The organism is Burkholderia sp. Bmkn7 (assembly GCF_041103175.1).
Taxonomy (GTDB): Bacteria; Pseudomonadota; Gammaproteobacteria; order Burkholderiales; family Burkholderiaceae; genus Burkholderia; species Burkholderia cepacia.
In genome coordinates this window covers 3,536,519-3,549,164 of record NZ_JBGCUH010000003.1, presented here as the reverse complement: position 1 = coordinate 3,549,164, position 12,646 = coordinate 3,536,519, and the positions used below count along the sequence as shown (strand labels likewise).

13 protein-coding genes are annotated in these 12,646 nt (G+C 67.8%); 9 read left to right on the top strand and 4 right to left on the bottom strand.

What is annotated here, in order from left to right; genetic code table 11:
* Nucleotides 1-75 precede the first annotated feature (75 nt).
* From AB3K92_RS38115 to AB3K92_RS38105, 3 genes are read left to right on the top strand one after another with little or no spacing between them, the layout of a single operon-like run.
* Entirely contained in the window at nt 76-1,386 is a 1,311-nt protein-coding gene (locus AB3K92_RS38115; RefSeq protein ID WP_021157031.1) for a D-alanyl-D-alanine carboxypeptidase family protein, read from the top strand.
* A 48-nt stretch (nt 1,387-1,434) separates the two neighbouring features.
* Entirely contained in the window at nt 1,435-2,361 is a 927-nt protein-coding gene (locus AB3K92_RS38110) for a D-amino acid aminotransferase (RefSeq protein WP_027789029.1), read from the top strand.
* The gene (locus AB3K92_RS38105) at nt 2,361-2,669 is read left to right on the top strand and encodes a YbeD family protein (protein ID WP_011353335.1); all 309 of its coding nucleotides are present in this window, start codon (nt 2,361-2,363) and stop codon (nt 2,667-2,669) included. Before AB3K92_RS38110 ends, AB3K92_RS38105 begins: the two co-directional genes overlap by 1 nt.
* Here AB3K92_RS38105 and AB3K92_RS38100 read toward each other — a convergent pair.
* Nucleotides 2,653-3,639 carry a transcriptional regulator GcvA gene (locus tag AB3K92_RS38100; protein WP_021157034.1) on the bottom strand — a complete coding sequence of 329 codons (987 nt, stop codon included), beginning with the start codon at nt 3,637-3,639 and terminating at the stop codon, nt 2,653-2,655. The two genes, AB3K92_RS38105 and AB3K92_RS38100, sit on opposite strands and share 17 nt — an antisense overlap.
* A gap of 102 nt (nt 3,640-3,741) precedes the next feature.
* Here AB3K92_RS38100 and AB3K92_RS38095 point away from each other — a divergent pair, with 102 nt between their 5' ends.
* From AB3K92_RS38095 to AB3K92_RS38070, 6 genes are all read left to right on the top strand, one after another.
* Entirely contained in the window at nt 3,742-4,068 is a 327-nt protein-coding gene (locus AB3K92_RS38095) for a DUF2917 domain-containing protein (protein WP_021157035.1), read from the top strand.
* Nucleotides 4,069-4,152: 84 nt separating this feature from the next.
* A complete protein-coding gene (gene lipB / locus AB3K92_RS38090) occupies nt 4,153-4,911 on the top strand; it encodes a lipoyl(octanoyl) transferase LipB (RefSeq protein WP_021157036.1) in 759 nt (252 codons plus the stop codon).
* The gene (gene lipA / locus AB3K92_RS38085; protein ID WP_011886137.1) at nt 4,904-5,896 is read left to right on the top strand and encodes a lipoyl synthase; all 993 of its coding nucleotides are present in this window, start codon (nt 4,904-4,906) and stop codon (nt 5,894-5,896) included. The genes lipB and lipA overlap by 8 nt, the downstream gene beginning before the upstream one ends.
* Before the next feature lie 251 nt (nt 5,897-6,147).
* A complete protein-coding gene (gene tauA, locus AB3K92_RS38080; RefSeq protein WP_021157037.1) occupies nt 6,148-7,164 on the top strand; it encodes a taurine ABC transporter substrate-binding protein in 1,017 nt (338 codons plus the stop codon).
* A gap of 38 nt (nt 7,165-7,202) precedes the next feature.
* Nucleotides 7,203-8,000 (top strand): taurine ABC transporter ATP-binding protein, encoded by a 798-nt coding sequence (locus tag AB3K92_RS38075; protein ID WP_048023884.1) that lies wholly within the window; start codon nt 7,203-7,205, stop codon nt 7,998-8,000.
* Nucleotides 8,000-8,965 (top strand): ABC transporter permease, encoded by a 966-nt coding sequence (locus AB3K92_RS38070; protein ID WP_369466869.1) that lies wholly within the window; start codon nt 8,000-8,002, stop codon nt 8,963-8,965. The genes AB3K92_RS38075 and AB3K92_RS38070 overlap by 1 nt, the downstream gene beginning before the upstream one ends.
* A 17-nt stretch (nt 8,966-8,982) precedes the next feature.
* Here the strand turns inward: AB3K92_RS38070 and AB3K92_RS38065 are convergent, their stop codons facing one another.
* From AB3K92_RS38065 to AB3K92_RS38055, 3 genes are all read right to left on the bottom strand, one after another.
* Complete coding sequence (locus AB3K92_RS38065) at nt 8,983-9,579, bottom strand: hypothetical protein (RefSeq protein WP_060232886.1); 597 nt, start codon at nt 9,577-9,579, stop codon at nt 8,983-8,985.
* Nucleotides 9,580-9,584: 5 nt separating this feature from the next.
* On the bottom strand, nt 9,585-11,462 hold the full coding sequence (gene ggt / locus AB3K92_RS38060) for a gamma-glutamyltransferase (protein WP_369466821.1): 1,878 nt from the start codon (nt 11,460-11,462) through the stop codon (nt 9,585-9,587).
* A 71-nt stretch (nt 11,463-11,533) separates the two neighbouring features.
* A complete protein-coding gene (locus AB3K92_RS38055) occupies nt 11,534-12,496 on the bottom strand; it encodes a LysR family transcriptional regulator (protein ID WP_369466820.1) in 963 nt (320 codons plus the stop codon).
* Nucleotides 12,497-12,646 lie beyond the last annotated feature (150 nt).

Below are 12,646 nucleotides of genomic sequence, written 5' to 3'. Positions count from 1 at the left end.
CCGAAACGCCCGCCGCCTTGCCGTTCAACCCTGCGCGTTTCGCACCGCACTTTCTGCCATCAGCCTGAATCGATCATGCGTCTGTCTTCCCAAGGCCTCAAGTCCCTCGCTTCCTCCATCGCCTTCGGCACCGCCGCGCGCAACGTCGCGCTCGGCGTGATGCTGCCTGTCGCGCTCGCGTCGACGATCGTCGTCGCCGAGGCCAAGCCGGCCGCCAAGGCCAAGGCCGCGCATGCGGCGCCGGCCGCCGAGCAGTTCACCGGCGCGCCCGCGACCTACATGCCGGGCGCGGTGCCGCCGCCGGGCGTGAATGCGCGCTCGTGGGTGCTCGTCGATGCGACCAGCAACACGGTGCTCGCGTCGGGCAATGCCGATGAACGCGTCGAGCCCGCATCGCTGACGAAGCTGATGACGGCGTACCTCGTGTTCGAGGCGCTCGACAAGAAGAAGATCTCGATGGAGCAGATCGTCACGCCGAGCGAAGCCGTGCGCCGCGTCGGCCGCGACGAGTCGCGCATGTTCATCGAGGCGAACAAGCCGGTGTCGGTGCACGACCTCGTGTACGGGATGATCATCCAGTCGGGCAACGACGCCGCGATCGCGCTGGCCGAACTGGTCGGCGGCAGCGAAGGGCAGTTCGTCACGATGATGAACGACGAGGCCGCGCGCCTCGGCATGAAGGGCACGCACTTCGCCGACGTGAACGGCATGCCCGACCCGAACCACTACACGACGGCCGGCGACCTCGCGAAGCTGTCCGCGCACCTGATCCGCGATTTTCCGCAGTACTACAGCATCTTCTCGGAGAAGGAATTCAAGTACAACAACATCCGCCAGGGCAACCGCAACCGCCTGCTGTGGCTCGACCCGACGGTCGACGGCCTGAAGACGGGCCATACGCAGGCGGCCGGCTACTGCCTGATCGCGTCGGCGAAGCGCGCGATCCCGGGTGTGGACGGCCAGCGCCGCCTGGTGTCGGTGATGATGGGCGAGCAGAAGGAAAGCGAGCGCACGCAGGACAGCATGAAGATGCTGAACTACGGCTACAGCGCGTTCGATTCGGTGCGCCTGTTCAAGGGCGGCCAGGCGATGTCGACGCCGCGCATCTACAAGGGCAAGGAAAACACCGTGCAGGTGGGCGTGAAGGGCGACCAGTGGGCGACCGTGCCGCGCGGCCTCGGCGACAAGGTCAAGACGGAAGTCGACGTCAACGCGCCGCTGATCGCGCCGCTCGCGGCAGGCCAGCAGGTCGGCACCGTGAAGATCGTCGCCGATGGCAAGACGCTGTCCGAATTCCCGGTCGTCGCACTGCAGGCCGTGCCGGAAGCGGGTATCTTCGGGCGTATCTGGGACTCGATCCTGCTGATGTTCAGCAAGAAGAAGTAAGCACGACGGGCCTTTGTTTTCACGACTTCATCCCCATCTGTCATAACCATGAGCCAAGCCGAATTCGAACCGATCGTCTACCTCAGCGTGTCGTCGCAGGAGGAAATGGTGCCGCTGTCGGAAGCCCGTGTACCGGTGCTCGACCGCGGGTTCATCTTCGGCGACGGCGTGTATGAAGTGGTGCCCGTTTATGCGCACGACGGCGCGCACGTGCCGTTCCGGATCGAGCAGCATCTGGCGCGGCTCGAGCGCAGCCTGAAGAAGATCGGCATCGCCAGCCCGCACGACGACGCGGGCTGGCGCGCGCTGATCGAGCGCGTCGTCGCGGCGAATGCCGAAGGGCTCGGCGACGGCAACGCGCTCGTCTACCTGCAGGTGACGCGCGGCGTCGCGAAGCGCGGCCACGCGTTCCCGGCGAACGCGGTGCCGACGGTGTTCGTGATGACGAGCCCGCTGCGCCTGCCGTCCGCCGACGAACGCGCGCAGGGCGTGCGCTGCGTGACGGCCGAGGACCGCCGCTGGCTGCATTGCGACATCAAGTCGATCTCGCTGCTCGGCAACGTGCTGATGGCGCAGCATGCGGCCGAACGCGATGCGTTCGAGACGCTGCAGCTGCGCGACGGCAACCTGACGGAAGGTTCGTCGTCGAACGTGTGGATCGTGAAGAACGGCGAGCTGCTCGCGCCGCCGCGCAGCAACAAGATCCTCGAAGGGATCCGCTACGCGCTGATCGAGGAGCTGGCCGACGAATGCAAGATCCCGTTCGTCGCGCGCGAGATCAGCGAAGTGGAATTGCGCGCAGCCGACGAGATCATGATCACGTCGGCCACGAAGGAAGTGCTGCCCGTCACGTCGCTCGACGATCTGCCCGTCCATGGCGGCAAGCCGGGCCCCGTATTCGCGGCGTTGTATGACGCGTACCAGCGTGCGAAGGCGCGCGAGTTTGAACAGTTTGACCTAACCCGGAGAAAATGATGAGCGAACCGACCAAAACCATCGAGGTGACCGGCGCGATCGATACCCGGAAGGAGTCGCTGCTGGAGTTTCCGTGCGATTTCCCGATCAAGATCATGGGCAAGGCGCACCCCGAGTTCAAGGACACGATCTTCAAGGTCGTGGCCGTTCACGACAACGAGATCGACGTCGAGAAGATCGAGGAGCGCGCGTCGAGCGGCGGCAATTACACGGGCCTCACGATCACCGTGCGGGCGACCAGCCAGGAACAGCTCGACAACATCTACCGCGCACTGACCGGCCATCCGATGGTCAAGGTCGTACTTTAAGCGCCTTCCATCCTCCTTCCTGCGCGCACTCGGCGGGGGTCTTCCCCGCCGCGCGCCGCGCGTCCAGCTCGTCGCACAGCCGCTTGTATTCGGCGACTTCCTCGAACAGCCAGGTCCTGAACGCCTGCACGCGCGGCGTGTTCAGCAGCGGCGGCGGACACACGAAAAAATAGTGCCACGGGCTCGGCCCGTCGATGTCGAACAGGCGCACGATGCGCCCGTCGAGCAGGTCGTGCACCGCGAGCGAGCGGCGCACGAGCGCGATGCCCTGGCCGTCGATCGCGGCCAGCAGCAGGTTCGACGAATCCTGGTACAGAATCCCCCGTTTCGGCTCGGTCAGCGTCTTGAGTCCGGCCGCGTCGAACCACGGCCGCCACAGCTCGTCGTCCGAGCGCAGCAGGTTGTAGTGCACGAGATCGGCGGGCGTTTGCGGCAGCTTGCCGCCGTTCAGCGTCGGCGCGCATGCCGGAAAGAACACTTCGTCGAACAGCGCCTCGACATGCAGCCCCGGATAACTGCCGTGGCCGAAGCGGATCGCGAGATCGACATCGTCGCGCGCGAAATCGGTGAGCGAGTTCGTCGACTGCAGCTCGACGTCGATTTCCGGATGCCGTTCGATGAACGAGCCGATGCGCGGCGTGATGAAGCGCGCGGCGAACGACGACAGCATCGACACCACGAGCCGCCGGTCGCGGTCGCTCGCGCGCACGTCGCGTGTCGCGTCGGCGATGACCATCAGCGCGGTGCGGATCTGCTGCGCGTAGCGCATGCCGGCGTCGGTCAGGCACAGCCGCTTGCCGTTGCGCGTGAACAGCTGCACGCCGAGCTCTTCCTCGAGCGCGCGCACCTGGTGGCTGACCGCGCCGTGCGTGACGTACAGCTCGTCGGCGGCGCGCGAGAAATTCTCGTGACGGGCGGCGGCTTCGAACGCGCGAATCGCGTTCAGCGCAGGCAGCTGGCGGAGGTCCATTTGCTAATTTTCCTCACATCGACGTGAAAATTGGTCGTTTTGTCGGACGCCTTGAAGTGACTACGATTGTAGCCATCGAAGCACTTATTGGCGGAGTCGATCATGCAAGAAATTTCTTCAAGCATCACGTTCGAAATCCCGGTGGGCGAAACCGTTCCGTTGAAGGTACAGCGCAGCACGCGGCTGGTGGTGCAGTGCGGGCCGGTGTGGGCGACGCGCAGCAACGACGTCGACGATTACTTCCTGGTCGACGGCGAGACGCTGAAGCTGCGCCGCGGCGAGCGGCTGTGGCTCAGCGCGGAAGGCCGGGAGGGCGCGCGCGTGGCGTTCTCGGTGTCGCGGCCGCCCCGGGAAGTCGCGCTCGGCGGGCTGGCACGGCTGCGCGAACGCGTGAGCGCGCTGCTCCACGACGGATGGCGCACCGTCTGACCATCATTTCCTCCGACGGATACCGGCGATCCGTCCCCCCTCCGAGGCCGGCGAGACCGACGGGTTTTCGGTAAACTACCGCCCATGTCCGTTTCGCCGGTTTCCATCGTGTCCACGCCTGTTGCCGTTTCCGCATCGCCCGCCGGGTCCCCGGATCAGCCGGCCCCGCCGGTCACCGTGCGGTGGCGGGGCGTCGAGACCTACGAAACGAGCTTCGACGCGATGCGCGCGTTCACCGACACGCGCACGGCCGATACCGGCGACGAGATCTGGCTGGTCGAGCACCCGCCCGTCTACACGCTCGGCCAGGCCGGCGACCCGGCCCACCTGCTGGTGGCCGACAGCGGCGTGCCGCTCGTGAAGGTCGACCGCGGCGGGCAGATCACCTACCACGGCCCCGGCCAGATCGTCGCCTACCTGCTGCTGGACCTGCGCCGGCGCAAGCTGATGGTGCGCACGCTCGTGACGAAGATCGAGGAGGCCGTGATCGAAACCCTCGCGGCGTATAATCTCGCTTCGGTCCGCAAGGCGGGCGCGCCCGGGATCTACGTGGCATCCGGCGTGCACGAGGGCGCGAAAATCGCGGCCCTCGGCCTGAAGATCCGCAACGGCTGCAGCTATCACGGGCTGAGCCTGAACGTGAAGATGGATCTGCGCCCGTTTCTTGCGATCAACCCGTGCGGCTATGCCGGACTGGAAACTGTCGACATGGCGAGCCTCGAGGTTGCCGCCGACTGGAACGACGTCGCCCATACGCTGGTGCGCCGTCTGATCGCCAACCTCGACGGCGCATCCGCGGCCGCCGACAAGCCGCAGGCACTGGAACAACATTCGAATGACTGACGTTACCGCTTCCCCCGCACCGGCCGATCCGGCCGCGACCCCTGCCTACGATCCGACCGCCAAGCAGAAGGCGCAGGCGAAGACGGCGCGCATCCCGATCAAGGTCATTCCGATCGAAAAGCTGAAGAAGCCCGAGTGGATCCGCGTGAAGGCGGCCACCGGCAGCTCGCGCTTCAACGAGATCAAGACGATCCTGCGCGAGCACAACCTGCATACGGTGTGCGAGGAAGCGAGCTGCCCGAACATCGGCGAATGCTTCGGCAAGGGCACCGCGACGTTCATGATCATGGGCGACAAGTGCACGCGCCGCTGCCCGTTCTGCGACGTCGGCCACGGCCGTCCCGACCCGCTCGACGCGGATGAACCGAAGAACCTCGCGCGCACGATCGCCGCGCTGAAGCTCAAGTACGTGGTGATCACGAGCGTCGACCGCGACGACCTGCGCGACGGCGGCGCCGCCCACTTCGTCGAGTGCATCCGCGAAACGCGCGCGCAGTCGCCGGACACGCGCATCGAGATCCTGACGCCGGACTTCCGCGGCCGTCTCGACCGCGCGATCTCGATCCTGAACGCCGCGCCGCCGGACGTGATGAACCACAACCTCGAAACGGTGCCGCGCCTGTACAAGGAAGCGCGCCCGGGTTCGGACTACGCGCACTCGCTGAAGCTCCTGAAGGACTTCAAGGCGCTGCATCCGGACGTCGCGACGAAGTCGGGCCTGATGGTCGGCCTCGGCGAGACCGAAGAGGAAATCCTGCAGGTGATGCGCGACCTGCGCGCGCACGACGTCGACATGCTGACGATCGGCCAGTACCTGCAGCCGTCCGAGCACCACCTGCCGGTGCGCGCGTACGTGCATCCCGATACGTTCAAGATGTACGAGGAAGAGGCGTACAAGATGGGCTTCACGCACGCGGCCGTCGGCGCGATGGTGCGGTCGAGCTATCACGCCGACCTGCAGGCGCATGGCGCAGGGGTGGTCTGAGCCCGCTTGCTTCGTCGTCCTCTGACGAACCCGAAAAAAGCCCGCAGCGATGCGGGCTTTTTCGTTGGTGCGGCCGCCGCCCGCGCATTCGCACGGCAATCGTCACCCGACCGGACACGCAATCCGGTCGAGCATGGAAAGCAAAGCTGAAACGGCATCGATAGCTTCGCAGGATAAGTTCGCTCCCGCCGCGCGCAAAGCTCCTATAGTCGGCTCTCCCGCAGCAATGCCCGCATTCGAAGGAGAGCCGCATGTCCCGTTTCAGCTTCATCCGCCGCGCGGTCGTCGCGCTGACCGCCTTTGCCGCGCTGGGCGCGGCGCACGCCGAATCGCGCGAAGTCGTGATCGCGTACCAGGACATGGTCGTGCCGTGGCGCTATGCGCAGGCGAGCGGTGAAGTCGAGAAGGCGACCGGCTACAAAGTCACGTTCCGCAAGCTCGACAGCGGCGCCGACGTGATCCGCGCGCTCGCATCGGGCTCCGTGCAGCTCGGCGAAGCCGGCTCGAGCCCGATCGCGGCCGGGCTGTCGCAGGGGCTCGACATCTCGCTGTTCTGGGTGCTCGACAACATCAACGACGCCGAGGCGCTCGTCGCGCGCAACGGCTCAGGCGTCACCAGCATCGCCGCGCTGAAGGGCAAGAAGATCGGCGTGCCGTTCGTGTCGACGTCGCATTTCCATACGCTCGTCGCGCTGCAGGCCGCGGGCGTCAATCCGAACGACGTGAAGATCGTCAACCTGCGTCCGCCCGAAGTCGCGGCGGCGTGGGCGCGCGGCGACATCGACGCGACCTACATCTGGGATCCGGTGCTCGCGAAGGTCAAGCAGTCGGGCACCGTGCTCACGACGTCGGGCCAGGTGGCGAAGGAAAGCGGCAAGGCGACCTTCGACGGCTTCGTCGTGAGCCGCAAGTTCGCGCGCGAGAACCCCGAGTTCGTCACGCGCTTCGTGAAGGTGCTCGCGGCCGCCGATGCCGACTATCGCGCGCACGCTGCCGCGTGGAAGGTCGGCTCGCCGCAGGTCGCGGCGGTCGCGAAGGTGTCGGGCGCGAACGCGCAGGACGTACCGGCCAGCCTCGCGCTCTACGCGTTCCCGACGCCGGCCGAGCAGGCGTCGCCGACGTGGCTCGGCGGCGGTGCGCAGTCGGGTGCCGCGAAATCGCTCGCGGCCACGGCCACGTTCCTCAAATCGCAGGGCACGATCCAGACGGTGCTCGCCGACTACTCGGCCGGCGTCGATCCGCAGTTCGTGCAGAAGGCCGCGCGCTGAGTGCAGCCGCTCAACCCACTCGTCGCGGAGTCCTGAACATGAGCACGCTGGAAGTCCGTCAGGTATCGGTCGACTATCCGGGCGAACGCGGCCGGCCGACGACGCAGGCGCTCGCGCGCGTCGACCTGCGCATCGAGGCCGGTGAATTCGTCGTCGCGCTCGGCGCGTCCGGCTGCGGCAAGACGACGCTGCTGAACTGCATGGCCGGCTTCGTCGCGCCGACGACCGGCGACGTGCGCGTCGACGGCGTGCCGGTCACGGGCCCCGGCGCGGATCGCGGTGTCGTGTTCCAGAAATACGCGCTGCTGCCGTGGCTCGACGTGCTCGACAACGTCGCGCTCGGGTTGCGCTTCGCACGCGTGTCGAAGGCCGAACGCGAAGCGCGGGCGCGGGAGATGCTCGCGCTCGTCGGGCTCGACAGGCATGCGCATGCGCGCGTGTACGAGCTGTCGGGCGGGATGCAGCAGCGCGTCGGCATCGCGCGCGCGCTCGCGAGCGACCCGCGCGTGCTGCTGATGGACGAGCCGATGGGCGCGCTCGACGCGATGACGCGCGGCACGATGCAGGCGCTCGTGCTCGACGTATGGGCACGCACCGGCAAGACGGTGTTCTTTATTACGCACGACGTCGAGGAGGCGCTGTTCCTCGCGACGCGTCTCGTCGTGATGACGCCCGGCCCCGGTCGGATCGCGGAAACCTTCGAACTGCCGTTCGCGCGCCGCTACGTCGAATCGCGCGATGCGCGCGCGGTGAAGTCGTCACCGGATTTCATCGCATGGCGCGAACGGCTGATCGCGTACCTGCATCGCGACGAGGCCGCCGAGGCGGCGGCGTGATGCACGAACTCGCGCGACAGGGCGCGTCGGTCGGACGCGGTCGGATCAGTACCTTGCACAGGCAGGACAGCATGAGCACGCAGGATTCTTGGGCGGCCGATCGCACGGCCGCGGAGCGCGGGCAGGATCAACGCGCGACGCAACGGCGTCACGCGGCGCGTCCGGCTCGCGCATCGCATCGCTACCGGTTGCCGGGGCAGGGGAAGACAGCGGGGCTGAGCGCGGCGACGGTCGCGGCACTGGCACTGCTGTGGTGGGTCGCCACCCATCGCCAGTGGCTGCCGCCGCTGTTCCTGCCCGCGCCGGAAGCCGTGTGGATCGCGTTCGTCGATGCGTGGCACGGCCGCATCCAGGGCGGCCTGCCGTTGTCCGACCATCTGCTGTGGAGCGCCGCGCGCGTGTTCGGTGCGTTCGCGCTCGCGACCGCGATCGGCGTGCCGGCCGGCATCCTGATGGGCGTGAGCCGCATCGCACGCGGCGTGCTCGATCCGTTGCTGGAGTTCTACCGGCCGCTGCCGCCGCTCGCGTACCTGCCGCTCGTCGTGATCTGGTTCGGCATCGACGAAACCGCGAAGCTCGTCGTGATCTTCCTCGCGTGCTTCGCGCCGATCGCGATGGCCGCGCGCGCCGGCGTGCGTGCGGCAACCGTCGAGCAGATCAACGCCGCGTATTCGCTCGGCGGCAGCTTTGCGCAGATCGTGCGCCACGTGGTGCTGCCGGCCGCGCTGCCGGAAATCCTCACCGGGCTGCGGATCGCGATCGGGTTCGGCTGGACGACGCTCGTCGCGGCCGAGATGGTCGCCGCGACGGCCGGGCTCGGGCAGATGGTGCTGAACGCATCGAGCTTCCTGCGCACCGACATCGTCGTGATGGGCATCCTGCTCATCGGCGCGATCGCGTGGCTGTTCGATCTCGCGATGCGGTGGGTCGAGCAGCGGGTGGTGCCGTGGAAGGGGCGCGGTTGACGCAGCGCGCAGGGCGCTCAGATGTGCTGGTGCACGACCGTCAGCGGCCGGCCGTACGCGGCGGTGAATTCGGCGATGAACGCATCGCTCAGCAGCCAGTTCTGGAAATTGAAGCCGAGATGGCCGAAGGCCCACGGCGGATCGTAGCGCCATTGCGTGACGGGTTGCCGATGGCCGCACGCGCCGCATACGAGCGGAGCCGCATCGTCACCCTCGAACCAGTTGGAAAACGCGTCACCCCATGCGGCGCCGAGCGCGGTCTGCTCCGCGTTGCACGCCGGGCAGAAAATCTCGAGGCCGTTCCCGCCTGCATCGAAGATGCGGCGTTCCACGTCGACCTCCAGCCAGTTCGGGATGGACGGCGGCAAATTTGCGCGCGCGTCGCAGGCGTTCGCATAAAGCGGGCCGGGTGGGTAACCGGTTCGGTCGATGGCCGTCAGATCGCTCTCCTTGAGCCCCCAGGTCGCGCCCCAGTCGCGATACAGGTCGCCGACGCGCGTCGCCGCGCCGACGATTCCGCGCGCCTGCAGCCACGCGATCATGCGCTGTGCCTCGGCGGGCGCTTCAGCGAGCGAAACCACCGGATCGACCAGATAGGTGAAGTTGTCGCTCATCGCACTCATTCCCCCATCGCCACGCCTTCCCGCCGCGGATCCGCCCCGCCGAACCACACCGTCTGGCCCTGCACGTTCAGCCGCTGGATTCCCTGCAGCCCCGAGTTCATCTCGACCACCCGCACGTCGTGCCCGCGGCCCTTCAGCCCGTCGGCGAGCGCATCGGACACGCGGCCGCGTTCGAGTTGCGTCGGCCCGTTCATCGACCCGAAGTTCGGCAGCGCGATCGCCTGCTGCATCGTCATTCCCCAGTCGAGCACGCCGACCAGCGTCTTCGCGACGTGATTGATGATCGCGGGGCCGCCGGCCGAGCCGACGATCATCGTCACCTGTTTCGTCTTCTTGTCGAACACGAGTTCCGGCGACATCGCCGAGCGCGGCCGCTTGCCGGGCTGCACGCGGTTCGCGACCGGCCGGCCGTTGTCGTTCGACACGAACGAGAAATCGGTGAGCTGGTTGTTCAGCATGAAGCCGCGCACCATCAGCCGCGATCCGAACGCGTCCTCGATGCTCGTCGTCATCGACAGCGCCTGGCCGTAGCGGTCGACGATCGCGATGTCGGAGGTCGACGGCAACTCGGGGCTGCGGTCGTCGGCCATCGCGAGCGTGGCGCCCTGCGGCGTGCCGGCCTGCGCGGCGCCCATGCTGCTGTCGCCGATCAGGTGCGCGCGCTGCGCGAGATAGGTCTTGTCGGTGAGGCTCGCCCAGCTGCCGCCCGGCAGCGGCACGAAATCGGGATCGGCGACATAACGCGCGCGGTCCGCATAGGCGAGCCGCCCGGCTTCGCTGAACAGGTGCGCGGCGAACGGTGTCGGCTCGTAGCCGACGTCGTTGCGCACCGGCTTCTGCGCGCCGATCTGCTGCCAGTCGGGCATCGCTTCGAGGATGCCGAGCATCTGCGCGATCGCGAGGCCGCCCGACGACGGCGGCGGCATCCCGCACACCACCGAGCGCCGGTAATCCGCGCACAGCGGCGCGCGCACCTTCGCCTTGTAGCGCGCGAGATCCTGGAGCGACAGCAGGCCCGGGTTGGTCGGGTGCCTGCGCACCTTCGTGACGATGTCGCGCGCGATCGCGCCGCTGTAGAACGCGTTCGCGCCGCGGTCGGCGACTTGCCGCAGCACGGTCGCGAGCGCGGGGTTCTTCAGCACCGTGCCGGCCGCCTTCGGCGTGCCGTCCGGGTTGTAGAAATACGCACGCGCAGCCGGATCGTTCTTCAGGTACTTGTCGTTCGCGATCAGCGTCGCGAGCCGCGGGCTGATCGTGAAGCCGTGCTCGGCGAGCCGGATCGCCGGCTGGAACAGGCGGCGCCACGGCAGCTTGCCGTGTGCGCGGTGCGCGGCGTCGAGCATGCGCAGCACGCCCGGCGTGCCGACCGAGCGCCCGCCGACGACGCCTTCGTAGAAGCTCATCGGCTGGCCGGTCGGCCCGTAGAAGAGGCGGTCGGTCGCGGCGGCCGGCGCGGTCTCGCGGCCGTCGTACGCCTGCGTCGCCTTGCCGTCGAAGTACAGCAGGAACGCACCGCCGCCGATTCCCGACGATTGCGGCTCGACCAGCGCGAGCACCATCTGCGTCGCGATGGCCGCATCGATCGCGGTGCCGCCCGCCTTCAGCATGTCGTAGCCGGCCTGCGTCGCGAGCGGATTCGCGGCCGCGATCATGAAATGCTGCGAGGTCCAGCCCGGCTTGTCGGTCCAGCCGGACGACAGCTCGGGCGCATGGACGCCGGGCAGCGGCACGGCGGCACCCGATGCGGCGGCGACGGGCACCACCGCGCCCGACGGCGGCGTGGACGGGGACGTGCAGCCGGCGTTGAACGCGACGAGCGCGACGGCGGCGAGCAGCGTCCAGGAGCGCGAATGCGGACGAATCCGGTCGAACATTGAACCCTCGGCAGCAGTGAATTCGAAGGAGGCGACGATGCCGGCGCAACGCGGCTGCCCGCCCCGGCGCGCTATTGTCGCCGCGCGGCCGGCGGGTTGTCACCCGACAGGAAACCCTGACGCATCGCGCCGGGCCCGCCCCGGCCGGTCTTTCCGGCCTGTTCGAGGATGAACTCTATGAACGTCGACGTCGCGCGCGTGTGGTGCCGGTTCGGCATGTAGAGCATGTACATGTGCGTGCCGAAGATGCTGAGCCGGTACGCGTCGAGCGACGTGACGACCGTGCCGCGCCGGATGTCGTCCTGCACCACGTAGTCGGGCACGATGCCGACGCCGATCCCGCCGAGGATCGCCTGCCGCAGGAACAGGAAGTTCTCCGAAATCAGCGTGGGCTCGAGCAGCACCTCGTGGCGCTCGTCGCCGAGGTACGCGGCGATCCTGAGCTGCCGGCCCATCACCGTCGCGGTGACGACCGGGGAGGCCGACAACGCGCCGAGGCTCGCCGGCATCCCGTGCTCGGCCGCGAATGCGGCCGATGCGCACGCGACGTAGCGCACCGCGCCCATGTCGCGCGCGACGAGGTTCTGCGGCGGCTCCGGCATCACGCGCACGGCGATGTCGATCTCGTCGCGCATCAGGTCTTCCACGCGGTTCTCGAACACGACGTCGAGCACGATGCCCGGATGCAGCCGCTTGAACGCGAGCAGCCAGTCGGACATCACCATCTGCCCGTAGCCGCTCGGCACCGACAGCCGCACGCGGCCCTGCAGGTCTTGGCCGAGCGTCGTCACCGATTCCTGCGCGGCGAGCAGTTCGTTGCAGATGCGCCGCCCGTGCTCGTACAGCTTCAGCCCGATTTCGGTCGGCTCGATGCGCCGCGTCGTGCGCCGCACGAGCTGCTGGCCGATCGAGCGCTCGAGCTGGTTCAGCCGGTAGCTGACGTTCGCGCGGCTCATCTTGAGCCGCTGCGCGGCCTTGCTGAGATTGCCGGCGTCGAGGATCTCGACGAGCAGCGTCAGCGCGTTCAGGTCCATGCGTCGCGTCTCCTGATCCGTCCCGTTTAACGGTCGGAAGCATTCAGTGTCAAGTCAGACTTGACAGCTTGTAAAAGCGGGAGGGAATTGTCAATGAATCTCGATCAATCGAGAATCAGGTCATGCCCGGCGTACGGCCGGATCTTGTCC